The organism is Chryseobacterium sp. A301, from assembly GCF_054489425.1.
Genome location: NZ_JBTMWY010000002.1, coordinates 483,212 through 507,039 on the forward strand (window position 1 = coordinate 483,212; position 23,828 = coordinate 507,039).

Sequence of the window (23,828 nt, forward strand, 5' to 3'; positions counted from 1 at the left end):
AAAGGCAAAAGTATTTCAAACTGAACTAGAAATTAGGGTCATTGAAGACCGAATTCATAAAGTTCAGAAATTACGATCCTATTTCGTTTTTGCGAATTTAGGATTAAGGGTCTTATTTATTTCTTTCGGACAAGACACGTTCTATTTCTTCCAAGGAAAGATCTTTAGCTTTCAATAAAATCAAAAAATGATACAATAAATCCGCTGCTTCGTTTTTAAATAATTTCTCATTATCGTCTTTTGCTTCTATCACTAGTTCTACAGCTTCTTCACCCACTTTTTGAGCTACCTTATTGATACCTCTTTTGTACAATGTGTTGGTATTAGAAGTTTCTACGTTATTATCAATTCTTTTGTGAATCGTTTGTTCCAGTTGGTACAAAAAACCTTTTGAAGATCCTGAGTTGAAACAAGATGTATCGCCCGTATGACAAGTAGGTCCCATTGGATTTGCCATAATAAGTAAGGTATCCTGGTCGCAATCCAAACGGATGGTTTCTACGACCAGAAAATTTCCAGACGTTTCTCCTTTCGTCCATAAGCGGTTTTTACTTCGGCTGAAAAATGTGACTTTTCGTTTTTCAACCGTTTGATTGTATGCTTCTTGATTCATAAAACCAAGCATCAATACCTCCATGCTAATGGCATTTTGAATAATAACAGGGATCAGTCCGTTGCCTTTGTTAAAATCTATGTTCATAATTTGACCGGAATATTTTGTGAGTTTAAAAATTGTTTGAGTTCAGGAATGGAAATTTGTCCGTAATGAAAAACACTTGCGGCTAAAGCTCCTGTGGCTTTTGTGTGGTTTAAAACATTTGCAAAATCTTGCATACATCCTGCTCCTCCTGAAGCGATCACGGGTACAGAGACGCTTTCGGAGATTTGTTTTGTAATGTTTAACGCAAAACCCGATTTTGTACCGTCATTGTTCATAGAAGTAAGCAGGATTTCTCCTGCTCCAAGTCTAACACCTTCTTGAGCCCATTGCACCGCATTCCATCCGGTTTCAATTTTTCCACCGCTTCGGAAAACAATCCATTTTCCATCAATAAATTTTGTATCGATAGCCAAAACCACACATTGATTTCCGAATTCATTGGCAATTTCACTGATGAGTTCAGGATTCAGAATCGCAGCCGAATTCACACTTATTTTATCGGCACCTGCATCAATAATCATTTTTGCATCTTCTATACTGTTAATACCTCCACCGACGGTAAACGGAATGTTGATTTTCGAAGCAATGCGATTGACCAGCTGTAGAAGTGTTCTACGTTTTTCCAATGTAGCAGTGATATCTAAAAACACCAGTTCATCAGCCCCTTCTTCCACATACCGCCGAGCCAGTTCTATCGGGTCACCCGCATCCCGAATCGCTTCGAAGTTGATGCCTTTTACGGCTCGTCCGTCTTTGATGTCCAGACAAGGAATGATTCTTTTCTTCAACATAATTGCGATATTTCTTTTAATTGAATTGTTTGTTCATATATAGCTTTTCCTATGATCGCTCCTTCACACCCCATTTCTTTGAGTTGTATCAGGTCTTGAATTGTAGTAATGCCACCACTTGCGATTAGTTGTATTTTAGTTTCAGATAAAATTTCTTCGTACAATCCACAAGCAGGTCCGGAAAGCATCCCGTCTTTGTCTATATCCGTTACAATGCTGTATTTTGCTCCTTTTTCTGCATATTCTGTAATGAATGTCAAAACATCTAATTCGCTGTTTCTTAGCCAGCCGTGGGTCGCTATTTTTCGATTTTTACAATCCGCTCCCAGAATAATTTTATCGGCTCCAATGCGTTCTAGCCAGTCTATCATCCATTCGGGTTTTTGGACAGCAATGCTTCCCACTGTAATTTGTTTAGCACCCGCATTAAAGGCCGTTTCAACATCATTCAGAGATTTTATTCCACCACCGAAATCAATTTGCAGATTGGTTTTTGCAGCCAGCAATTCCAAAGTTTTGTAATTGACAATCTGCCCTGATTTTGCTCCATTCAAATCGACCAGATGTAAATAATTGATTCCAAAATCTTCAAACATTCTGGCCACTTCCAACGGATTTTCATTGTATATCTTTTGCTGATTGTAATCGCCTCTAGTCAGTCGAACACATTTACCGTCAATTATATCTATAGCGGGAATAATTCTCATAATTCAAGAAAGTTTTTTAAAATTTGTAACCCTGTTGAGGCCGATTTTTCGGGATGAAATTGAGTAGCATAAAAATTATCCTTTTGCAAAGCAGCACTGAAGGGTAAGATATAGTGGGTTGTAGCCACTGTGTGTGAACATAATTCGGCATAAAAAAGATGGACAAAATAGCAATCGTTTTCTGACGAAATATCTTGAAACAATTCTCTTTTGACAGCGGTGAAATTATTCCAACCCATATGGGGGACTAAATCTTCAGGAGGAAATTTTCGAACCTTTGTTTTGAAAATTCCCAATCCGTCGGTATTTCCTTCTTCTGAAAACTCGCACAACAATTGCATGCCCAGGCAAATTCCCAAAACAGGTTGTTTTAGATTTTTTATTACTTCATCTAAACCTCTTTCCCTTAAATATTTCATTGCGGAACCCGCTTCTCCAACGCCCGGAAAAATCACTTTTTCGGCGGATTGCAAAAGTGCAATATCATCGGTTACAAGGGGTTTATAACCCAAACTTTTTATGGCGTTTTCTACCGAAGTGGTATTGCCTGCATTGTATCTTAAAATAGCGATCATAGGGTTCCTTTTGTGCTTGGAATGTGGTGATTTTCTGTCTTACTTACTGCCATTTTTATTGCTTTCGCAAAGGCTTTGAAAATGGATTCTATCTTGTGATGTTCGTTGGTTCCCTCTGCTTTTATGTTCAGATTGCACCGGGCCTGGTCACTGAAAGATTTGAAAAAATGAAAAAACATTTCTGTGGGCAAATCGCCTATTTTTTCTCGTTTGAATTCCGTTTCCCACACCAGCCAGGGACGACCACCAAAATCAATTGCGACCTGAGCCAAACAATCATCCATAGGCAGTAAAAATCCGTAGCGTTCTATTGCTTTCTTATTCCCTAATGCCTGCAAAAATGCATCTCCCAAAGCAAGGGCTGTATCTTCTATTGTGTGGTGTTCGTCTATTTCCAAATCTCCTTTTACCTGTATATTCAAATCCAAATTACCGTGTTTGGAGAGCTGCTCCAACATATGGTCGAAAAAGGGCAATCCTGTTTGTATAGCGGATTTTCCTGTTCCGTCCAGATTTACTTCAACCGAAATGTCCGTTTCAGAAGTTTTGCGTTGAGTTTTTCCGGTTCGGGGTTGATTTTTTAAAAAATTATAAATTTTATTCCAATCGGTAGTCGTGAAGGTGGCATCTACCACAGTATTTTCACTGATAAAGATGGACTGTGTTCCAAGATTTTCTGCAAGTTGCACATCGGTTTTTCTATCGCCGATTACAAAGGAATTTCGCAGGTCGTAATTGCCGTAAATATACTTGCCAAGCATGCCCGTTTGAGGTTTTCGGGTAGGTTTGTTTTCGTATTCAAACGACGCGTCAATATAGACGTCCTTAAAGAGTACACCTTCATCTTTCAAAGTTTGAAGTATAAAATTCTGGACAGGGTAGAAGGTGGTTTCGGGAAAAGAATCCGTTCCCAAACCGTCTTGATTGCTCACCATTACCAATTCGAAATCCAATTCCCGGGCTATTTTGGATAAACAACTAATAGCAAACGGTAAAAATTGCAATTTCTCAAAGCGGTCAATCTGAAAATCTGCCGGCTCTTCGATGAGGGTGCCATCTCGGTCTATAAATAATACTTTTTTAGCCATTGCTGATTTGTTTTAAAGCGGTTATTAATTTTTGATTCTCCTCCTGGGCTCCAACCGTTATTCGAAGACAGTTTGGAATTGCGATATTTCTGTTTCGGGTAATTATTTGTTTTTTTATCAATTGAGTATACACGTCATTTGCATCGTTTACTTCAACCAATAGAAAATTGGCCTCGGAGGGATAAATTTTAGAGATGATTTTTATTCCTTGTAATTCCGTTAAAAGGTTGGATTTTGCTTTAAGAATTTCGCTTCTGTTTTTCTCGTATTCTTCCAATTTAGTCAACGCATCTAGCGCTATTTTCTGATTGATGGCACTGACATTGTATGGTGCTTTCACTTTATTGAAATAGGACAATACAGGTTCGTTCATATAAGCAATCCCAAGGCGGATTCCTGCCAGTCCCCATGCCTTGCTTAGTGTTTGGCTGATAATTAAATTAGGATATTGAGTCAATTTTTCCAGAAACGAAACTTGATCGCAAAAATCGATATAAGCTTCATCAAGGATGACAATTCCATTGAATTGTTGTAAAATAAATTCAATGTCCGTTGGATTGATGAGATTTCCTGTGGGGTTGTTAGGCGAGCAGATAAAAATTAATTTCAAATTTGGATCTGATAACCAAGATTCAATCGTTTTTCTGTCTATCTGAAATTCTTCGTTCAAGGGAAGCTTGATGAGCTGCACCGCATTGATATTTGCCGAAACTTCATACATGCCATAAGTAGGTGTAAATGTCAAGGCTTTGTCCTGGTTGGGTTCGCAAAAAATACGCAAAGCAATATCAATTATTTCATCGCTTCCGTTTCCGATAAAGATTCGCTTGGACGGAATGTTTTTAATCTCTGACAATCGCTCTTTTAATGCTTTTTGGTAAGGATCTGGATAGCGGTTGTAAATGCCGAATGGATTTTCATTTGCATCCAGAAAAACGCCTTGCTTTTCGGAGTAATCCTCTCTCGCACTTGAATAGGGAGCAAGAGTACGGATGTTTTTTCTGATTAAATTTTCCATAGTCTACTTGTTTAATTTCTTAAGTCGGATGCTCACAGCGTTTTTATGTGCGGTTAATTGTTCTGCCTCTGCCATAATTTCTACGGTAGCCCCAATGTTTTGAAGACCTTTTGGGGTGATATTTTGAAACGTGATTTTCTTTACGAAGCTATCGTACGAAACACCGCTATAACTCTTGGCATACCCATTGGTTGGCAATGTGTGATTGGTTCCACTTGCATAATCTCCGGCACTTTCACAGGAGTAATTTCCAAGAAAAACGGAACCTGCATTTTGAATTTTATCACCATATTCTTCTGCGTTTTCAAGGGCCAAAATCAAATGTTCAGGAGCATAATTATTGCTAAAATCGATACATTCCTCCACTGAATTGAACCATACGGAAAAGCTGTTTTCCAATGTTTTTCTTGCGAGATCAGCTCTTGATAAAGTACTCAATTGCTTTTCCAAAGCAAGATTTACTTGCTCGATAAGGGGTTTATAATTCGTTGCAAAAACTACCTGGCTGTCCGTTCCGTGTTCTGCCTGTGAAAGTAAATCTGCCGCAATAAATTCTGGGTCTGCATTTTCATCTGCAATAACCAAAACTTCACTGGGTCCTGCAGGCAAATCGATCGCAATGCCGTTCTTTTGAACAAGTTCTTTTGCTTTGGTTACATATTGGTTACCGGGTCCAAAAATTTTATCTACTTTAGGAATGCTCGCGGTTCCATAAGCCAAGGCAGCGATGGCCTGGGCACCGCCGATTTTATAAATTTGGTTAATACCCAAAAAGGAAGCGGTGTACAAAATGGCTGGATTAATCGTTCCCTTTTGATCACAAGGCGTACACAAAACAATGTTTTTGCAACCTGCAATTTGTGCAGGAATTGCCAACATCAGCAGGGTTGAAAATAGGGGAGCAGAACCGCCAGGTATATAAAGTCCTACATTTTCTATAGCCACGTTTTTTCTCCAGCAAGTCACACCTTCCATGGTTTCCACAGGTATTTCTGCAACTTTCTGAGAAGCGTGAAATTTGTAGATGTTGTTATAGGCAATAGAAATCGCCTGTTTCAGTTCGTTTGAAACCTGAGAGTTTGCTTGCTCGATTTCGGAGGAACTTATTTTTAGATTGCCTAAGTTGAATTTATCGAATTCTAAGGTAAATTCCCGAAGGGCAGCATCGCCCATGGTCCGTACTTTGTCAATGATATTGGCTACGGTGTCATCTAAGTTTCTCTTTTCAATCAAAGGTCTTTTGGCTAAATTTTGCCATGTAGATCTTGAGGGATTATTCAAGTATTTCATTATGTTTTTTTTTGAGTTCGTTTACACAATCATTTTTTCGATAGGAATGACGAGAATTCCTTCAGCTCCGGCTTCTTTTAATTCGTCTATGATCTCCCAGAATTTGTCTTCTCTGATAACAGAATGTAAGCTGCTCCAACCTTCCCTTGCCAGGGGTAGAATGGTCGGGCTGTTCATTCCTGGAAGAATTGTTTTGATTTTTTCCAGTTTAGAATCGGGGGTATTCAATAAAATGTATTTGTTTTCTTTGGCTTTCTGAACGGACTGGATTCGGAACAACAGTTTTTCTAAAATCTGTTTTTTGGATTCTTCTAAATTAGGATTTGCCACCAAAACCGCCTGACTTACCAGGACTTTCTCTACTTCTTTTAACCCATTCGAAAGCAGGGTGCTACCGCTGCTTACAATATCGCAGATACCGTCTGCTAAACCGATTCCCGGTGCAATTTCCACACTTCCTGATATAACTTCTATCGTAACTTCGATATTCTGTTTCTGAAAATATTCCAATAAAATATTGGGATAGGAGGTTGCGATGCGTTTGTTTCTGAAAAATTCCAAGCTGTCGTATTGTGTTTCTTTAGGAACTGCCAGACTCAACCGGCAGGAAGAAAAACCAAGCTTTTCAACGAGATTGATAATCTTTTTACTTTCAACCAGAACATTTTCTCCTATGATGCCTATATCAGCAACTTGTTGTTCGACGTATTGGGGAATGTCATCATCTCTTAAAAACAAAATTTCAATTGGAAAATTAGTAGCTTCCGTGATTAATTTTCCACCGCCATTTGGAAATTTAATTCCGCATTGTTGCAGTAGATTGATTGATTTTTCGTTAAGTCTGCCACTTTTTTGAATGGCAATTCTAAGTTTACTCATTTTTCACTAGTATTAAATGTTTGAGTAAATCTTAAATGGGGGATGACCTGTAAAAAAGAAAAATCCCGTTTGATTTACTCAAACGGGATTAGATTTAGATATTTTGAATTTACAGCATATCATTCTCAGCTCGCTTGAGTGCAAGGATGAAAATGATGATGTAATTGATTAAACATTCTTTGTGTTTTAAATTAGGGGGCGAAGATAAATAATTTTTTGTTATTCAAACAATTATTTTTTTTGTTTTCTAATAAAACTATAAAATTCACTACCTTTAAATCCTAAATCAATTCTATGAAAAAGATTCTTATAACCAGCTTTCTTTGCGGTTTTTTATTTTCTCAGGCGCAGTACACGCTTCCAGCGCAAAGCCCTAGGCAGAAAATTGAACAACAATTTTCTCTAACCAGTATTTCTGTAGACTATGGTCGTCCGGCGGTGAAAGACCGGGTGGTTTTTGGAGACTTAGTTCCTTATGATGCTGTGTGGCGCGCGGGAGCGAATTCCTCGACAAAAATTACCTTTGGTGAAAAAGTGAACTTTGGTGGCGTGGATGTCCCTGCGGGAACGTATGGTCTTTACATTGAGCCCTCCAAATCGCAGTGGCGAGTCATCTTAAATAAGGACTATCAAAGTTGGGGAACCCAATACAACAAAGAGCTTGATCTTTACAGTGTAAAAGTTCCTAAGGTGGACTTAGCTCAGAAAGTGGAGTGGTTTACCATTTCGATTGAGCCTGTGGATACAACGCATGCAAATCTAACCTTTGCATGGGATAAATCTTCCGCTACGGTACCCGTCAGTGTACAAAACGCGGATAAGACAAAAGCCATTGTAGAGAAGCTCGGGGAGATTAGATCGATTGAGCGTGCAAAATAAGGTAAGGGTATAGGTAAGACGAGCATCGCAAAAAAAATAGTTGCTTAATTTTCGGTTGCACCTGTAGGCTCAGCCTTTTACCTTTGTGACTAGTTAATCGCAAATGTCAATGAAAAACTTAAGTTCTCAAATCATGTACCAGGCCAGTTTGGACAAAAATTCAGATTTTGAAGGGGTATTTTGGATGGGTGTGAAGACCACAGGAATCTTCTGTCGCCCCACATGCAGCGCCCGAAAACCTAAAGCCGAAAACGTAGAGTTTTTTCAAAACACAAAGGATGCAATTTTAAAAGGATACCGCCCCTGCAAAGTTTGTAAGCCCCTAGAGAATCCAGATGAAACTCCCCAGTACATTCAACAAATTTTGAAGGAACTAAGGGAAAACCCTGCTTTAAAATTTAAAGATTACGATTTGGTAAAACGGGGGATTGACCCCTCTACGATGCGAAGATGGTTTCAGAAGAACCACGGAATGACCTTTCAGGCATTTCAAAGAATGTTTCGTTTGAATACGGCTTTCAAAAAATTGCAACAAGGAGAAAATGTGATGGAAACAGCTTATGATAGTGGTTTTGAAAGTTTAAGTGGATTTAGTGAAAGTTTCAAAAATATTTTCGGGGTTTCTCCGAAAAATTCAAAAGCGCAAAGAATTATTGATTTAAAAAGAATCGAAACCCCGATAGGAACCATGTATGCAGCGGCAACCGAAGAGGGCATTTGTATGCTCGAATTTACCGATCGAAGAATGCTGGAAACTGAATTTAAAGATTTAGCAAAATCCCTCAATGCCACCATTATTCAAGGGGATAATCCCCATTTTGATACCTTAGAAAAAGAACTTTCAGAATATTTTGAAGGGATTCGTAAAGAATTTACGGTTCCACTTTCCCCTGTAGGAACCGAATTTCAGAAAAGTGTTTGGGAGATTTTAAGGAAGATTCCTTACGGTGAAACATGGAATTATCGAAGGCAATCGGAAGTTTTGGGCGATGTGAAGAAAGTCCGCGCCGTGGCCAATGCAAATGGAATGAATAAGATTTCCATATTAATCCCTTGCCACCGCGTAATTGGAAGTGACGGGACTTTAACGGGGTATGGCGGTGGAATTTGGCGCAAACAAAAATTACTAGAATTGGAAAAATCAATTCTTTTTTAATCTCCTTGAAGCTCACGGGTATTTCTAATAAACAAAGATAAATTCTCTTCCCATGATTCCCAATCTACAACCTACTTTAGATACAAAGAACTACCAAGTAGTTCCTCTTGCCAAGTCCGATTTTGAGGCCTTGTATGCCAGTGCAAAGGATCCCGAAACCTGGAGTCAACATCCCAATCCGAACCGCTACAAACGAGAAGTTTTTCAGAACTTCTTTCAAGGGGCTCTCCAAAGTGGAGGAGCCTTTAAAGTGGTTCGAAAAAAGGACGGTGTGGTACTTGGTTCTACGCGGTTTTACGATTACAATCCACTTAATAGCGAGATCTTAATTGGATATACCTTTTACAATCCTAAGCATTGGGGGCAAGGCGTAAATCGGGAAGTAAAGGAGGCCATGCTCAACTATATTTTTGATTTCATAGACACCGTAGTGTTTCACGTAGGGCGAGAAAATGAGAGATCCAAACGGGCAATGGAAAAATTGGGAGCCCTAAAGCGTCGAGAGTTGGAAGTAGCGTACCACGGAGAGTCGCCCAAAATCAATATAGAGTATGAAATCTCTAAATCCAGTTGGACAAAGCGCAAAAGCAGAAGCTGATTTGCGCTTCTTTCTTTTGAGTAAAACGGTCTAAAGTCTTTTTAATGCTAAAAAATTTGTTCATTCCTTGGATAGTTTTTATATTTAGAACCATAGAATTGAAAAATTATGGCAAAAAAAGAATCAAAATTTTCGATTGATAAATCACTAGAACGTTTAGGGATTTCCAAAGAAAATAATGGAGTGAATATGGGGGGCAAATCCTTTGCGAAAGGCGATGTGATTGAAAGCTATTCCCCGGCAGATGGTAAACTGATCGCAAAGATTAAAACCGGTAGCCTTAGCGATTTTGAGAAAGTAATTTCCAAGGCGAAAGAAGCCTTCAAAGAATTTTCCCGTATCCCAGCTCCCAAAAGAGGAGAGCTAATCCGCCAATTTGGAGAAAAGCTTCGTGAAAACAAACAAGATTTGGGTAAACTCGTGTCTTACGAGATGGGGAAATCCCTCCAAGAAGGTCTAGGAGAAGTGCAAGAGATGATTGACATCTGTGATTTTGCCCTAGGGCTTTCTCGTCAACTTTACGGATACACGATGCATTCTGAAAGACCCTCTCACCGTATGTACGAACAGTACCATCCGTTAGGGATTGTAGGGGTGATTTCCGCTTTTAATTTCCCAGTAGCGGTATGGAGTTGGAATACAGCGCTTGCCTTAGTCTGTGGAAACGTGGTGGTTTGGAAACCGTCCGAAAAAGTAGGACTTTGTGCTTTGGCCTGTCAGAACCTATTAAACGAAGTTTTAAAAGAAAACAAAATGCCACAGGGCGTTTGTAGTGTTATTGTAGCGGACCATACTGTGGGCGCAGCGCTTGTAGAAAAAACAAGCATTCCACTTGTGTCCTTTACGGGATCTACCAAAGTAGGAAGAGAAGTAGGGGTCAAGGTTCAACAAAGGTTTGGGAAGTCCATCTTAGAATTAGGTGGGAACAATGCCATCATTATTTCAGAGCATGCCGACATCGACATGTCCGTGATTGGAGCGGTGTTTGGAGCTGTAGGAACTGCAGGACAGCGCTGTACCTCTACCCGAAGACTCATTATTCATGAGAGCCTATACGACCAAGTGAAAGAGCGACTTGTAAAAGCCTACGCCCAACTTAAGATTGGAAACCCTTTGGATGTAAACAACCACGTAGGACCGCTTATTGATCTTTCCGCAGTGAAAAATTACCAGAGCTCCATCAAAAGATGCGAGGAGCAAGGTGGAAAATTCATCGTAAAAGGAGGCGTGTTAAAAGGAAAAGAATACGCTTCAGGATGCTACGTAAAACCATGTGTTGCGGAAGTCGAAAACCATTTTGAAATCGTACAGCACGAAACGTTTGCTCCGATATTGTACCTAATCAAATATAAGACGTTAGAAGAGGCCATTGAACTGCAAAATAGCGTTCCTCAAGGTTTATCCTCAGCCATCATGACTCAAAATCTTCGCGAAGCGGAACTTTTCCTTTCTGCTCAAGGTTCGGATTGTGGGATTGCGAACGTAAACATTGGAACCTCAGGTGCTGAAATTGGCGGTGCCTTTGGTGGAGAAAAAGAAACGGGAGGAGGTCGCGAGAGTGGCTCCGATGTTTGGAAATACTACATGAGAAGACAAACCAATACAATCAACTACGGTCTGGATCTACCTTTGGCCCAGGGCATCACGTTCGATTTATAAATTCAAACCCTAATTAAGCACCAAATACAAATTTATTATGCATACAGAAAATCACCAAGATTCCATCGCTCCTAAAGACGTACAAAGCGTACTAGCCAGACACCTACTTGTGGACGGTTTTGATTTTGTAATGGACATTGAAAAATCCCATGGATCCTATATTCATGACAGTCTTTCGGGTGAGGATTACTTGGATATGTTTTCGATGTTTGCTTCCGCATCCATCGGATACAACCATCCTTATCTTTTGGAGCATGTGGGTTGGCTTGGGAAAATGGCCGTGAATAAGCCTACCTTGGCAGACGTATACAGTGTAGAATACGCTGAGTTTATGGAAGTCTTTGAAAGAGTGGTCGTTCCAAAGGAGCTTCAATACGTTTTTTTCGTTTCGGGTGGAACTCTGGCCGTGGAAAATGCGATGAAAGCAGCCTTCGACTGGAAGACAAGACTCAATATGGAGAAGGGACAGAATTTAGAGGCAGATATCTGCATCCATTTCCGTCAAGCTTTTCATGGAAGAAGTGGGTACACCCTAAGTCTTACCAATACGTCCGACCCAAGGAAACATCAGTATTTCCCTAAATTCGATTGGCCAAGAATTTTAAATCCTCATTTGAGTTTTCCAATCACTGAGGAAAACTTACAAGAGACCATCAAAAATGAACAGCTTGCCATTTTGAACATTGAGGAAGCCATTTTAGCAAGTCCCGGTCGTGTTGCCTGCATTATCATAGAACCCATCCAAGCGGAAGGGGGAGATCATCATTTCCGAGATGAGTTCTTTCAAGCGCTACGCAAAATTTGTGATGAGCACGAAATTTTGCTCATTTTTGACGAAGTACAAACGGGCATTGGCATGACAGGGAAAATGTGGGCATTTGAGCATTTTTCCGTGAGACCCGATCTTATTGCCTTTGGAAAGAAAACCCAAGTTTGTGGCGTTCTCGCGAACAAAGAGAAGATGGACCGTATCCCAAACAATGTATTTAGAGAAAGTTCAAGAATCAATTCTACGTTTGGAGGAAACTTCATTGATATGATGCGACTCAAACTTATTCTAGAAGTTATTGAAAAGGATAACCTAGTGGAAAATTCACGTTTGGTAGGGGAGAGCCTGTTGAAAGGACTCGAAAATCTTGCTCATAAATACCCAGAGCAGGTTTCAAACCCTAGAGGTCGTGGACTCATGTGCGCGATTGATTTGAAAGATCCTGAAACCAGAGACCGCTTCCGTGTTAAGCTTTACGAAGAAAAAGTAATACTGCTCGCTTGTGGAGAGCAGTCGCTTCGTTTCAGACCGCACTTAACGGTATCGAAGGAGGAGATTCAAATGGCAATTGAGAAAATGGATCAGATTTTAGCCGCAGGATTTTAAGAACCTCGTTAAATTTTATTAAAAACTTGAGTACCGCACAAAATTGTGCGGTATTTTTTGTGAATCCACAGGGATATTTTAATAATAATGTCTACTTTTGATACTTTGATTTTTTAAATCCCTCTTAAAACTATGAAAAAACGAATCCTATCCAGCTTGGCACTGCTACTGGCCGTGCACACTTGGGCGCAAGTAGGCTACTGGCCAAACGACACGAAAGGCAAGGACAAAAGTCTTTATGCCTTGAAGAACATTACCCTTTACCAAGATTCAAAAACAGTGATCCCTGAGGCTGTTTTGGTCTTTCAAGAAGGAAAAGTCGTGGCTTCAGGCAAGGCCTCCATTCCTAAAGGAGCGGTTGTTATTGATGGCAAGGGCGCTTTTGTGTATCCCTCTTTTATCGATCCCTACGCGAGTGTAGGAGTGGAGAAAAAACAAAGAAAGCAGTACGATCCAGGTAGCAGTTACCTTCCTACAGATGCAACTTCTGCCGCCTACAACGATGCGGTGAAAGCCGACACGAGAGCGGTAGAAACCTTTACAAACCAATCCAAGGACTTTAATGCGTACTTAAGCCAAGGGTTTGGGTCGGTTCTTAGTTTTAATGAGGACGGGCTGGTCCGCGGATCTGCCGTACTGATCGGACTAGGAGAAGGGACAAGTGCTGATAAAATCATTAAAAGCGATGCCGCTTTGATGCTCTCCTTTTCAAAAGGGAGTTCAAGACAGGCGTATCCTTCCTCTCTTGTAGGTTCCATTGCGTTACTTCGCCAATTGTACTTAGATGCAAAATGGTATGAGAGCTCTAAAGATTCAAAAGCTCTAAATGCAAACCTAGAAGCTTTTAATCAACTAAAAGACCTTCCTACCATTGTAGAAACCTCAGAAAAGTGGGACGTTCTTAGAGCGGACAAAATTGGAGATGAAACAAGTCGTCAGTTTGTGTTTTTAGGTTCGGGGAACGAATACCAACGTGCAAAAGAAATTAAAGCCACTGGCGGTACCCTTATATTGCCCCTAAATTATCCAAAACCTTACCAAATAAAAGATGCGCTTGATGTCGAAGTTCTTGATGTAGCAGCCCTTAAACATTGGGAGCTCGCTCCTTACAATGCGGTGTATCTTGCTAAAGAAAATGTCCCTATTGCTTTTACAATGAACGGACTTTCAGACAAAAGCAAGTTTTTAACCGAACTTCGCGCTTTGCATGAAAAAGGAATGAGCAAAGAACAGTTGTTAGAATCGCTAACCAAAGTTCCTGCAAAGCTTTTAAAAGAGGAGAGACTAGGGAGCCTAAAAGCAGGCTCACTTGCGAATTTCTTTGTAAGCTCAGGAGATCTATTTGAAAAGGAAACTGAGATTTATGACAATTACGTAATGGGAACCCGCTATCAGATTACCCAGCGTCCGACGCAAGACATTCGGGGAACCTATAAGTTAACTTTGAACGGACAATCCTATGATTTAAAAGTAAAAGGCAAGTTGACAAGTCCACAAGCTGAAATCTCTCAAGGAACAAAGAAAGGCAAAGTGAAACTTGCTTTTGCGGACTATAAACTGGCCATGGAGCTTAAACTTCCAAACGATTCCCTTCAGAACTATCGTTTGATGTATGAACTCGATCGATATAAAAATGCAAGCGGTCGCGCTTTAAATAAAAACGGACTGCCCGTGCCGTATTCTCTAGTACAGACTCAGGGGTTTTCACCTGAACCTCAAAAGCCCACATCTCCTTTAGACCAGAAGGTCGGAGAAATATGGTATCCGTTCTCCGCGTTTGGATCGAGCGAGATTCCAAAAGCTGAGGATTATTTAATCCAAGGAGCCACGGTCTGGACCAACACAGAGAAAGGCATCGTTGAGAATTACGATGTAAAAGTATCCAAAGGGAAAATTGTAGCCGTCGGCCAGGGACTTTCTGCAGGCGGAGCCAAGGTGATTTCAGGAAAATCCATGCACCTTACAAGCGGGATTATTGATGAGCATACTCACGTGGGAATTACTCGTGGAGTGAACGAAGGGGGAACTAACAATTCTGCGGAAGTAAGAATGAGCGATGCCATCAATCCGGATGACGTCAACTTATACCGCCAACTTTCAGGGGGAGTTACCATTGCGCAGCAGCTACATGGAAGTGCCAACCCTGTGGGAGGGCAGTCTTCACTGATTAAGTTCCGGTGGGGAGAGGATCCTACTCACATGCAGTACAAAGGAGCCAAGCCTTTTATTAAATTTGCCTTAGGGGAGAACGTGAAGCAGGCCAACTGGGGAGGAAATCCAAATCGTTTCCCTCAAAGTAGAGCCGGCGTAGAGCAAGCCTTTGATTTCTGGTTCACCCGTGCGAAAGAATACGGAGAGGAAAAAAGAACAAACAAAAATTACCGTAAAGATCTTCGACTGGAAGCTATGTTAGAGATCATAAACAAAGAGCGTTTTATCACCTCGCACTCGTATGTACAAAGTGAAATTAACATGCTTATGGAGGTAGCAAATCGTTTTAATTTTAGAGTGCAAACCTTTACCCATATCTTAGAAGGATATAAGGTTGCAGACCTTATGAAAGCGCACGGAGCCAATGCTTCCACCTTCTCCGATTGGTGGGCTTATAAAGAAGAAGTGAGAGACGCTATTCCGCAAAATGCGGCCCTATTACTAGAAGCGGGCGTAAACACGGCCATTAATTCGGACGATGCGGAAATGGCGCGCCGACTCAATCAAGAGGCTGCTAAATCCGTTAAATACGGAGGCGTGTCTCAAGAAGCTGCCTGGAAAATGGTTACTTTAAACCCAGCGAAAATGCTTATGATTGATGATCGGGTAGGTTCTATAGCTGTGGGAAAGGATGCGGATCTCGTCCTTTGGACAAACAATCCTTTAAGCATTTATGCCACTGTGGACAAAACCTTCGTAGATGGAACTTTGTACTTTGATGGGCAAACCCAAGCCTTGAAAGACCAAAAAGTGAGAGACGAAAAAAATAGAATTGTGCAAAAGATGCTTTTCTCAGACGATCAAAAGTCTGGCAATACAAAAGCGGTAAGCAAATCAGAGCCGGTTCTTTATCACTGCGACACCTTGGAGGAGCATTTATTGTCTGAAACTCATTCTCATTAATTAATACAGAACCTATGAACTCATCAAAACGTACTCTATATAGTTTATTTGCCTTTTTCATTAGTGTAAGTAGCTTTGCGCAAAGGCCAAAACCTGCTCCTGCGCAATCGGCGCCCATCGCCATTACGGGGGCCACCTTGCATACGGCAACCGGCCAAGTGCTTCCCAGCACGACGCTTGTGTTTGACAAGGGAATCATTACCTCCATTGGAGGCGTAATTCCTCAAGGAGCACAAGTCATTGAAGCCAGTGGAAAGCACGTCTATCCCGGGTTTATCCTTGTGAACAATTCCTTAGGACTCGTGGAAATATCGGCCACGAAGGCCACGGTGGATTTTAGGGAGTCCAACGGTCTTGTGCCGGAAGTAAGAACTTTAATTGCCTTTAATACGGACAGTCACGTAATCCCGACGGTGCGTAGCAACGGAGTTCTTCTTGCTCAGCCTGCGATGGAAAGAGGGCTTCTTTCGGGAACGTCCTCGATTATGCAGCTAGACGGGTGGAACTGGCAAGATGCTGTGGTCAGCGAGGACAATGTGCTTCACATGAACTGGCCGACCATTTATCGACTAAGTGACGCCAAAAGAAGTAAGCAGCTGAACGATCAAAGAGACCAAGATCTCTTGGAGCTTAAGAGTCTTTTCCAACGGGCGAAATCCTACGACAAGAATTCGGGGTATAAAGAATTTAAATTGCAAAGTATAGCGCCTCTATTTACAGGGGAGAAGATTCTCTTTGCAGCCGTAAGCGGTCCAAACGAAGCGCTAGAATTAATTAAATTCACAAAAGATTACGGGGTGAAAAAGACCGTTTTAATTGGAGATTCCTCTCTAGAATCGGTCCTTGATGAAATCAAGGCGAGTGGCTATCCACTGATCGTCACCAATCCTCACTCGTTGCCTACGAATGCATCCTCTTCCCCTAGGCTACCGTATCAGTTCGCAAAAATGGTGTCTGACAAAGGAATTCTGCACGGACTGGATTACAGTGCACGGAAGGATTTCTCCGATTCAAGAAATCTTCCCTTTCTTGCAGGAACCACGGCGGCGTATGGATTAGATAAGGAAAAGGCTCTGCAAAGTGTTACCTTAAATCTAGCGAAGATGCTCGGTATCGAGAAAACGCACGGGAGTTTGGAAGTGGGAAAAAGCGCCACGTTATTTATTTCTGAAGGAGATGCGCTTGATCAACTTACCAATCAGGTGACTCGCGCCTTTATTGATGGAAGAGATATAGAACTCAGAAACCACCAAACCACCCTTTATGAGCGATATCAGGAAAAAATAGAGGGGAATAAAAGTCGAAAATGAAACCGGTAAGGAAAACCGTCTTTTAACAGATTTAATGTTAAGTTTTGGTAAACTTGTTAAATTAAAGCTAAATTTTTCGTATATTTAGACTCTATTAAATGAATTACTATGGAAAGAAAGACCAGAGTTTCGGTATTTGAGAGTGCAATTCAGCAAGAAATTCAACTCGTAAAATCGAAATTAGACGAAGCCGGAATAGAGAATGCAGTGGAAAATGCATACATGACTTTTACGACCACACCGACAGCGAATATGCTTAGTGTGAAAGTAAATTTGAATAAAGAGCAAGAAGCTTTTGATATTATTGACCAGTGGCTCCTAGAGTCTAAGGCCACTCAGAATTAACCAAATTGTTTCATATAGTAAATTTTAATTTTATTGAAACCGTGATGCAGGAGCATCGCGGTTTTTTTTCATCTAAGCAGAACTTCTTTTCTCTAGGTCAAAAATAAAGTAGCTTTGCTAAGAGAATTCCAAAATGACAGAGAGTATGAAAATTGACAATCCTGAACTTACCTTTAGAAAAGCCACGATGGAGGAAATCCCCCAAGCGTGGTCCATTATTAAATCGGGAATTGAACTGCGCAAAAGTCAAGGTTCAAAACAGTGGCAAGACGGCTATCCCAATGAGGATTCTATCGTAACGGATATTGAAAAGGGATATGGTTTTTTCATTGTGAACGGGAAGGAGATAGTAGCCTATTGTGCCCTGATTGAAAACTACGAACCTGCCTACCAGGACATAGAAGGAGAGTGGCTTACTCAAGGAGAGTTTCTTGTGGTGCATAGAATGGGAGTGAGTCCAAGTGTAAGTGGAAAAGGATACGGGAAAATGCTTCTGCTTTTTGCGCAGAATTATGCCTTGCAGCGTGGGATTCCCTCGATTAAAGTGGATACGAATTTTGACAATGTGGCTATGCTAAGAATTATAGACTCCCTTGGATATACCTACTGCGGGGAGGTTTTTTTTCGAGGAGCTTCTCGAAGAGCCTACGAAAAAGTACTATCTAAGGAGAAATCTATTCAAAAATAAGAAGACAAAAGTCTCACGAATAACAAGGCAATGGACGAAAAAGAAAAATGCATGCGGGGTCTACTGTACGATGCAAACGACCTTGAGTTAGTGGAGGAAAGATTAAAGTGCAAAGTGATTCTTCAAGAACTAGAGCAGCTCTCCCCAAGGGAAATCCCTAAGAGGAGAGAGGTTCTATCTTCTCTTTTAGGTTCGACAAAGGAAAATTTCATCCTGGAGTCAGGATTTAAGTGTGACTATGGCTATAACATCCATGTAGGAGAAAATTTTTTCGCCAACTTTAATTTGGTGATTCTTGACGAAGCCCGCGTGGAGTTTGGTGACCATGTGCTCATTGGACCCAATTGCTCCTTTTATACCGCGCTGCATCCACTCGAGTACGAAAGCCGAAACTTAGGAGTGGAAACGGCAAGACCCATTAAAGTGGGAAATAACGTGTGGCTCGGTGGAAATGTAGTGGTGTTGCCCGGCGTTGAGATTGGTGAGAATTGTGTGATTGGTGCAGGAAGTGTGGTTTCCCGTTCGATTGAATCGGGAATGCTTGCCTTTGGAAACCCTTGCAAAGCGGTCCGTAAGATTATACAAAATCCAAAGGAGTAAAAGAGTCTTTGTCTCTATTTCACGAGCAAAAAAAGGAGGCAAAATAAAGCAGGTTTCTGTTTGGAATGAGCATAAAAGGAGAGTGCCGTTTCTTGCGTGCTGGTTTATAGAACTTATTTATTTTATCGATAATCTCAATTGGTTCGGTAATTTACGAACCAAAATTAGTATCTTTGCCCACGTAAATTTATACCCTTTATGCGCAGTCGTATTGCAATCGATCCCTCCCTGTTTGAGGATTTTGTTTCGTTCTATGGCGAGTTTTTTCACTTGCCGCCATTGGCGGCGAAAATTCAGGCGTTTCTAATCTTTGATTTTGACCGCCAGGGAGTCACTTTCGAAGAATTGGTGGAGGCTTTTTCGGCAAGCAAAAGCTCCATCTCAACCAATTTGCATCTGTTATTGGAAATTGGACTCATCAAGGAAATCCCAAAGGAAAGTAGAAAACGTTTTTTCAGTATTAACAATGAATTTATCCGTCTACGTTTTGAAGAGCTTTTGGAGCGATTAAAATCAGAGCGTTCGCTTTTTGAAAGGCTTATGGTATTTCGCGGCACGCAGGGAGAATATTCCAAAGAAAAATACGAAATTTACAGCAACCTTATTGAAAATAGTATCGCAAATATAGAAAACTCACTAAGACAATTATACAATGAATAAACGAATCGTTTTATTACTAGTAGCCTCTTTAGCGTTAGGGGCTTGTAAGAAAAAAGAAACTCAGGCTCCAAGTCAGACCAAAGCTGTTAGCAGCGTGAAAGCTCAAACTCGAAGCGTGACCGGATACACTTCCTTTCCGGCTAGTATTCAAGGGCGTGTGAACAATGACGTGCGCGCGAAAATCCAAGGATACATTACTCAAGTACTTGTGGACGAAGGTCAGTTTGTAAGCAAAGGACAACCCCTTTTTCGTTTGGAAACCAATACCCTTAATCAGTCCGCTTCTGCGGCAAGAGCTGGAATCGGAGCTGCAGATGCGAGTGTAAAAGCAGCCCAAAGTGCTGTCAATGCAGCGCAAGTCGAGGTGAATAAAATTAAACCGCTAGTCGATAAGAACATCATCTCTAGTGTTCAGCTTCAAACCGCTCAAGCGAATTTAGCGGGTGCCCAAGCGCAGCTTTCGCAAGCCATTGCAGCCAAAGCGCAGGCAAGTGCAAACTTCCAAGGCGTTCAAGCGAATATCGATTATTCTGTGATCCGTTCTCCAATTTCAGGGGTTGTGGGTAAATTAAATCAACGGACTGGTAGTCTTGTGGGACCTTCCGACCAGCAGCCGATTACCACGGTTTCGGATACGAGTGAACTTTATGCCTATTTTTCCATGAATGAAACGGAGTATTTGAATTTCTTAAAGAATTCTTACGGTTCTACCATGAGTGAAAAATTGAAAAATATGCCTGCTGTAGAATTGCAGATGGCAAACGGTGATATTTATTCACATAAAGGAGTAATTAAAGCCGTTACAGGCCAAATTGACCCTAGCACAGGAACCATTCAATTTAGAGTGTCGCTTCCGAATCCAGAAAAAATGCTAAGCAATGGGAACACGGGAACGATTCTTCTTCCTAAAACCTATACGAACGTTCTTGTCATTCCTGAGACGGCGACTTACGAACAACAGGGACTTGTTTACGTGTACAAAATTGTAAAAGATACGGCTACTAGCGCGGTCATTCAAGTGACGGACAGAGTGGATAACCTTGCCATTGTGGAAGGAGGTTTGAAAGAAGGCGAAACCGTCGTAGCAGAAGGTGTGGGGAGCTTAAGACCAGGAACTCCTGTCAAAGCAAAACCTGTACAATTGGATGACATTCTGAAGGCCATTAAAACCCAATTTAACAATTAATAAGTGCAAAGTGAACTCGGCTATTTGGAAATTAAATGAAGGACAAATAGCCAAAATCCAAGATAAAAATGATAAAACGATTTATAGATAGACCCGTACTCTCGACCGTAATTTCGATTATGATCGTGATCCTCGGTATTCTGGGACTCATGGCACTGCCTGTAACCCAGTATCCAGACATTGCCCCACCTACGGTAAGAATCTCCGCAAACTATACCGGAGCGAACGCGCAAACGGTAATGAATTCGGTTGTAATTCCGATTGAAGAGCAGGTCAACGGGGTAGAAGGGATGGATTATATTAATTCCACAGCCCAAAACAATGGATCGGCATCGATCCAGATCTTTTTTAAACAAGGAGTTGATCCAGATATTGCGGCCGTAAACGTTCAAAACAAGGTACAACGAGCCATGCCTTTACTTCCTTCTGAAGTAACGCGCTCCGGGGTGATTACTCAGAAGCAGCAAACCAGTGCGCTTATGTTCCTAACGTTCTATACGAGCAATCCGGATTTAGACGAGACCTGGCTTCAAAACTATTTGAACATTAATGTCGTTCCTGGACTAAAACGGGTTAACGGTGTTGGGGATGCGATGGTATTTGGAGGCAAGACTTATTCCATGAGAGTTTGGCTTGATCCTTCCAAAATGGCGGCGTACGGTATTGAACCTACAGAGATTTCTGCCGCGATTAACGAGCAATCTCGAGAAGCAGCTGCGGGATCTTTAGGGGAGAATGACGGAAATTCCTTTGAATATGTAATTACCTACAAAGGGAAATTTGACGAGGCTTCGGAATATGAAAACATCGTAATCCGCTCCCTTGGAAATGGGCAGTTTTTACATTTAAAAGACGTGGCAAAAGTAGAACTTGCCGCACTTTCTTATTCTGGAATTGGAGAAAGTAATGGAAATCGTTCCATCAGTATGGGGATCTTCCAAACACCGGGCTCCAACGCACAGGCCATTATTGAAGACATTAATGTTTTTCTAGAGCAACAAAAAGGTTCGTTTCCAGAGGGCATTGGATACAACATTAACTTTGATACCAACGAATTCCTAGAAGCTTCCATTTCAAAAGTAGTGACCACCCTAATTGAAGCCTTTCTACTCGTATTCTTAGTAGTTTATATTTTCCTTCAAGATTTCCGTTCTACTTTGATTCCGGCCATTGCGGTTCCGGTATCCATTGTCGGAACGTTCTTCTTTTTAAATTTACTTGGCTATTCCCTTAACCTATTAACTCTCTTTGCCCTGGTTCTCGCCATTGGAATTGTGGTCGACGACGCCATTGTCGTGGTAGAAGCCGTCCATGCGAAATTAGAGCAAGGAATCACCGACGCGAAAAGAGCCACGGTGGAGGCCATGGACGAGATTACAGGAGCGATTATTTCCATTACCCTTGTAATGGCAGCCGTTTTTATTCCTGTAACTTTCTTAGAAGGTCCTACAGGAGTCTTTTACCAACAGTTTGGGATTACCCTAATTATTGCGATTTTAATTTCGGCTGTAAACGCCCTAACGTTAAGTCCAATGCTTTGTGCGCTTCTCCTTAAGCCGAATGCACATCACCACAAAGAATACACGGAATTAAATGTCCGAGATAAATTCTTCTATAAATTTAACGTAGGATTCAAATCCATCACCGATCGTTACGGTCGATCGTTCCTCTTTTTAATTCGCCACAAATGGGTTACCCTTATCATTTTTGTATTAGGAGGACTTACCTTCTGGTGGGCTAATTCTTCGATGCCTTCTGGTTTCATTCCAAGTGAAGACCGAGGAATTATCTTTGCAGACATTCAGCTTCCGCAAGGTGCCTCCATGGAAAGAACCTATTCGATTTTGCAAGATCTTCAAAAAGAAGCTCGGAAAATTGACGGCGTACAAAACGTTACCTTTAGTTCGTCTCGTGGTTTTATGTCCGGACAAGGTTCCAACGTAGGGCAGGCCTTTATTAAATTAAAGCCTTTTAAAGAAAGAACTACGGATGCCACAAGTGTACAAGGAATAACAGGTCAGTTGTTTGGACTGGCTCAAAAGTATCCCGATGCAAAAATGATTTTCTTCTCTCCTCCAAGTGTCCCTGGATTTGGTCAGAGTGAAGGGTTTAATTTTGAGCTTTTGGACCGTTCAGGTGGAGAGTTATCCAACTTAAGTACCGCTGCTCAGGATTTCATTGCAGAACTAATGAAGCGTCCAGAAATTCAGTTTGCTTCCACTTCCTTCAATACCAACTACCCTCAATACGAGATGATCATTGACATCCCTAGAGCAAAAGATGTAGGCGTTTCTGTCAACAGCATTTTGAGTGCGATGCAAGGGTATGTAGGAGGAATTTACGCTTCGGATTTCACGAAATACGGAAAGCAGTTTAGAGTAATGATTCAGGCCTTGCCTGAGGATAGAGCAAATGCTCAGGACTTAAGCAAACTCTATGTGAAAACAGCGAGTGGGCAAATGACACCGCTTTCTCAATTTGTAACTCTAGAGCGTACCTTTGGTCCTCAATCGATTGAGCGTTACAACCTCTTTACTTCGGTTGGGATTAGTGGATCCAACGCACCGGGTTATTCCACTGGAGATGCAATTAAAGCTGTGCAGGAAGTACAAGCTAAACATTTATCAACCGATTATGATGTTGAATTTACGGGGCTTTCCAAGGAAGAAATGAAAGCAGGTTCCCAAACTTATGTAGTGTTTCTGTTAAGCTTCCTATTTGTGTACTTCATTCTAGCGGCTCAATACGAAAGTTTCATTCTTCCGTTTGCCGTCATCGTGTCCCTTCCTTTAGGAGTTATTGGAGCATACTTTGGTCAGAGCATTATGGGACTTGAAAACAACATCTATTTCCAGATTGCCATTATCATGCTTATTGGACTCTTAGCCAAGAACGCGATTTTGATTGTGGAATTTGCTGTTCAGCGTAGGCATAAGGGTGAGAGCATTGCTATGTCTGCAATCAATGCGGCTAAAGCCAGACTTAGACCGATTCTAATGACCTCCTTTGCCTTTATCTTCGGGATGCTTCCCCTTGTGTTCGCAAGTGGAATTGGGATGGTTGGAAACCGATCCATTGGTACCGGTGCAGCGGCAGGACTACTGATTGGAACCTTTGTAGGTCTATTGGTTATTCCCGTGCTTTACGTCATCTTCCAATGGCTTCAGGAAAAAGTAGTACCTCTTAAAAAAGAAGTGATTAATTTGAACGAATAAGGGAGAAAAACCTTAAAAATAAATTAAAAAGACA

The 23,828-nt window shown here is 41.2% G+C and carries 21 protein-coding genes; 13 read left to right on the forward strand and 8 right to left on the reverse strand.

Annotated features, from left to right (window positions below; translation table 11 throughout):
- Positions 1-112 precede the first annotated feature (112 nt).
- From hisIE to hisG, 8 genes are read right to left on the reverse strand one after another with little or no spacing between them, the layout of a single operon-like run.
- The gene (gene hisIE / locus ACX3PU_RS05490) at positions 113-700 is read right to left on the reverse strand and encodes a bifunctional phosphoribosyl-AMP cyclohydrolase/phosphoribosyl-ATP diphosphatase HisIE (protein ID WP_459083920.1); all 588 of its coding nucleotides are present in this window, start codon (positions 698-700) and stop codon (positions 113-115) included.
- Positions 697-1,452 (reverse strand): imidazole glycerol phosphate synthase subunit HisF, encoded by a 756-nt coding sequence (gene hisF / locus ACX3PU_RS05495; RefSeq protein WP_459083921.1) that lies wholly within the window; start codon positions 1,450-1,452, stop codon positions 697-699. Before hisF ends, hisIE begins: the two co-directional genes overlap by 4 nt.
- Positions 1,446-2,159, reverse strand: coding sequence for a 1-(5-phosphoribosyl)-5-[(5-phosphoribosylamino)methylideneamino]imidazole-4-carboxamide isomerase (hisA, locus tag ACX3PU_RS05500; RefSeq protein WP_459083922.1), 714 nt, complete (start codon positions 2,157-2,159; stop codon positions 1,446-1,448). The genes hisF and hisA overlap by 7 nt, the downstream gene beginning before the upstream one ends.
- Positions 2,156-2,734 carry an imidazole glycerol phosphate synthase subunit HisH gene (gene hisH, locus ACX3PU_RS05505; protein ID WP_459083923.1) on the reverse strand — a complete coding sequence of 193 codons (579 nt, stop codon included), beginning with the start codon at positions 2,732-2,734 and terminating at the stop codon, positions 2,156-2,158. Before hisH ends, hisA begins: the two co-directional genes overlap by 4 nt.
- On the reverse strand, positions 2,731-3,822 hold the full coding sequence (hisB, locus tag ACX3PU_RS05510) for a bifunctional histidinol-phosphatase/imidazoleglycerol-phosphate dehydratase HisB (protein WP_459083925.1): 1,092 nt from the start codon (positions 3,820-3,822) through the stop codon (positions 2,731-2,733). The genes hisH and hisB overlap by 4 nt, the downstream gene beginning before the upstream one ends.
- Positions 3,815-4,840, reverse strand: a complete 1,026-nt coding sequence (hisC, locus tag ACX3PU_RS05515) for a histidinol-phosphate transaminase (RefSeq protein WP_459083926.1) — start codon at positions 4,838-4,840, stop codon at positions 3,815-3,817. The genes hisB and hisC overlap by 8 nt, the downstream gene beginning before the upstream one ends.
- Positions 4,841-4,843: 3 nt before the next feature.
- Complete coding sequence (gene hisD, locus ACX3PU_RS05520) at positions 4,844-6,130, reverse strand: histidinol dehydrogenase (RefSeq protein ID WP_459083927.1); 1,287 nt, start codon at positions 6,128-6,130, stop codon at positions 4,844-4,846.
- Between the two features lie 21 nt (positions 6,131-6,151).
- Positions 6,152-7,009 (reverse strand): ATP phosphoribosyltransferase, encoded by an 858-nt coding sequence (gene hisG, locus ACX3PU_RS05525; RefSeq protein ID WP_459083928.1) that lies wholly within the window; start codon positions 7,007-7,009, stop codon positions 6,152-6,154.
- A gap of 294 nt (positions 7,010-7,303) precedes the next feature.
- Here hisG and ACX3PU_RS05530 point away from each other — a divergent pair, with 294 nt between their 5' ends.
- The 13 genes from ACX3PU_RS05530 (at position 7,304) to ACX3PU_RS05590 (ending at position 23,794) form a co-directional block, all read left to right on the forward strand.
- The gene (locus ACX3PU_RS05530; protein WP_459083929.1) at positions 7,304-7,888 is read left to right on the forward strand and encodes a DUF2911 domain-containing protein; all 585 of its coding nucleotides are present in this window, start codon (positions 7,304-7,306) and stop codon (positions 7,886-7,888) included.
- A 109-nt stretch (positions 7,889-7,997) separates the two neighbouring features.
- Complete coding sequence (locus tag ACX3PU_RS05535; RefSeq protein ID WP_459083930.1) at positions 7,998-9,044, forward strand: bifunctional transcriptional activator/DNA repair enzyme AdaA; 1,047 nt, start codon at positions 7,998-8,000, stop codon at positions 9,042-9,044.
- Between the two features lie 52 nt (positions 9,045-9,096).
- The gene (locus tag ACX3PU_RS05540; protein ID WP_459083931.1) at positions 9,097-9,642 is read left to right on the forward strand and encodes a GNAT family N-acetyltransferase; all 546 of its coding nucleotides are present in this window, start codon (positions 9,097-9,099) and stop codon (positions 9,640-9,642) included.
- A 108-nt stretch (positions 9,643-9,750) separates the two neighbouring features.
- Positions 9,751-11,301: an L-piperidine-6-carboxylate dehydrogenase gene (amaB, locus tag ACX3PU_RS05545; protein ID WP_459083932.1), complete on the forward strand. Its 1,551-nt coding sequence runs from the start codon at positions 9,751-9,753 to the stop codon at positions 11,299-11,301.
- Between the two features lie 37 nt (positions 11,302-11,338).
- Complete coding sequence (lat, locus tag ACX3PU_RS05550; protein WP_459083933.1) at positions 11,339-12,676, forward strand: L-lysine 6-transaminase; 1,338 nt, start codon at positions 11,339-11,341, stop codon at positions 12,674-12,676.
- 132 nt (positions 12,677-12,808) lie between these two features.
- Positions 12,809-15,790, forward strand: coding sequence for an amidohydrolase family protein (locus tag ACX3PU_RS05555; RefSeq protein WP_459083934.1), 2,982 nt, complete (start codon positions 12,809-12,811; stop codon positions 15,788-15,790).
- 14 nt (positions 15,791-15,804) lie between these two features.
- Positions 15,805-17,100 (forward strand): amidohydrolase family protein, encoded by a 1,296-nt coding sequence (locus ACX3PU_RS05560; RefSeq protein ID WP_459083935.1) that lies wholly within the window; start codon positions 15,805-15,807, stop codon positions 17,098-17,100.
- A 108-nt stretch (positions 17,101-17,208) separates the two neighbouring features.
- On the forward strand, positions 17,209-17,445 hold the full coding sequence (locus ACX3PU_RS05565; protein WP_459083936.1) for a DUF2007 domain-containing protein: 237 nt from the start codon (positions 17,209-17,211) through the stop codon (positions 17,443-17,445).
- A gap of 145 nt (positions 17,446-17,590) precedes the next feature.
- Positions 17,591-18,133: a GNAT family N-acetyltransferase gene (locus tag ACX3PU_RS05570; RefSeq protein ID WP_459083937.1), complete on the forward strand. Its 543-nt coding sequence runs from the start codon at positions 17,591-17,593 to the stop codon at positions 18,131-18,133.
- A 30-nt stretch (positions 18,134-18,163) separates the two neighbouring features.
- Entirely contained in the window at positions 18,164-18,733 is a 570-nt protein-coding gene (locus ACX3PU_RS05575; RefSeq protein WP_459083938.1) for a sugar O-acetyltransferase, read from the forward strand.
- Positions 18,734-18,931: 198 nt separating this feature from the next.
- The gene (locus ACX3PU_RS05580) at positions 18,932-19,393 is read left to right on the forward strand and encodes a GbsR/MarR family transcriptional regulator (RefSeq protein WP_459083939.1); all 462 of its coding nucleotides are present in this window, start codon (positions 18,932-18,934) and stop codon (positions 19,391-19,393) included.
- Complete coding sequence (locus ACX3PU_RS05585) at positions 19,386-20,579, forward strand: efflux RND transporter periplasmic adaptor subunit (protein ID WP_459083940.1); 1,194 nt, start codon at positions 19,386-19,388, stop codon at positions 20,577-20,579. Before ACX3PU_RS05580 ends, ACX3PU_RS05585 begins: the two co-directional genes overlap by 8 nt.
- 68 nt (positions 20,580-20,647) lie before the next feature.
- Positions 20,648-23,794, forward strand: a complete 3,147-nt coding sequence (locus ACX3PU_RS05590) for an efflux RND transporter permease subunit (protein ID WP_459083941.1) — start codon at positions 20,648-20,650, stop codon at positions 23,792-23,794.
- The last annotated feature ends 34 nt before the right edge of the window (positions 23,795-23,828 follow it).

Coding starts and splice junctions, on each gene's coding strand:
- hisIE (WP_459083920.1), bottom strand. CDS start 700: ATGAACATAGATTTTAACAAAGGCAACGGACTGATCCCTGTTATTATT.
- hisF (WP_459083921.1), bottom strand. CDS start 1,452: ATGTTGAAGAAAAGAATCATTCCTTGTCTGGACATCAAAGACGGACGA.
- hisA (WP_459083922.1), bottom strand. CDS start 2,159: ATGAGAATTATTCCCGCTATAGATATAATTGACGGTAAATGTGTTCGA.
- hisH (WP_459083923.1), bottom strand. CDS start 2,734: ATGATCGCTATTTTAAGATACAATGCAGGCAATACCACTTCGGTAGAA.
- hisB (WP_459083925.1), bottom strand. CDS start 3,822: ATGGCTAAAAAAGTATTATTTATAGACCGAGATGGCACCCTCATCGAA.
- hisC (WP_459083926.1), bottom strand. CDS start 4,840: ATGGAAAATTTAATCAGAAAAAACATCCGTACTCTTGCTCCCTATTCA.
- hisD (WP_459083927.1), bottom strand. CDS start 6,130: ATGAAATACTTGAATAATCCCTCAAGATCTACATGGCAAAATTTAGCC.
- hisG (WP_459083928.1), bottom strand. CDS start 7,009: ATGAGTAAACTTAGAATTGCCATTCAAAAAAGTGGCAGACTTAACGAA.
- ACX3PU_RS05530 (WP_459083929.1), top strand. CDS start 7,304: ATGAAAAAGATTCTTATAACCAGCTTTCTTTGCGGTTTTTTATTTTCT.
- ACX3PU_RS05535 (WP_459083930.1), top strand. CDS start 7,998: ATGAAAAACTTAAGTTCTCAAATCATGTACCAGGCCAGTTTGGACAAA.
- ACX3PU_RS05540 (WP_459083931.1), top strand. CDS start 9,097: ATGATTCCCAATCTACAACCTACTTTAGATACAAAGAACTACCAAGTA.
- amaB (WP_459083932.1), top strand. CDS start 9,751: ATGGCAAAAAAAGAATCAAAATTTTCGATTGATAAATCACTAGAACGT.
- lat (WP_459083933.1), top strand. CDS start 11,339: ATGCATACAGAAAATCACCAAGATTCCATCGCTCCTAAAGACGTACAA.
- ACX3PU_RS05555 (WP_459083934.1), top strand. CDS start 12,809: ATGAAAAAACGAATCCTATCCAGCTTGGCACTGCTACTGGCCGTGCAC.
- ACX3PU_RS05560 (WP_459083935.1), top strand. CDS start 15,805: ATGAACTCATCAAAACGTACTCTATATAGTTTATTTGCCTTTTTCATT.
- ACX3PU_RS05565 (WP_459083936.1), top strand. CDS start 17,209: ATGGAAAGAAAGACCAGAGTTTCGGTATTTGAGAGTGCAATTCAGCAA.
- ACX3PU_RS05570 (WP_459083937.1), top strand. CDS start 17,591: ATGAAAATTGACAATCCTGAACTTACCTTTAGAAAAGCCACGATGGAG.
- ACX3PU_RS05575 (WP_459083938.1), top strand. CDS start 18,164: ATGGACGAAAAAGAAAAATGCATGCGGGGTCTACTGTACGATGCAAAC.
- ACX3PU_RS05580 (WP_459083939.1), top strand. CDS start 18,932: ATGCGCAGTCGTATTGCAATCGATCCCTCCCTGTTTGAGGATTTTGTT.
- ACX3PU_RS05585 (WP_459083940.1), top strand. CDS start 19,386: ATGAATAAACGAATCGTTTTATTACTAGTAGCCTCTTTAGCGTTAGGG.
- ACX3PU_RS05590 (WP_459083941.1), top strand. CDS start 20,648: ATGATAAAACGATTTATAGATAGACCCGTACTCTCGACCGTAATTTCG.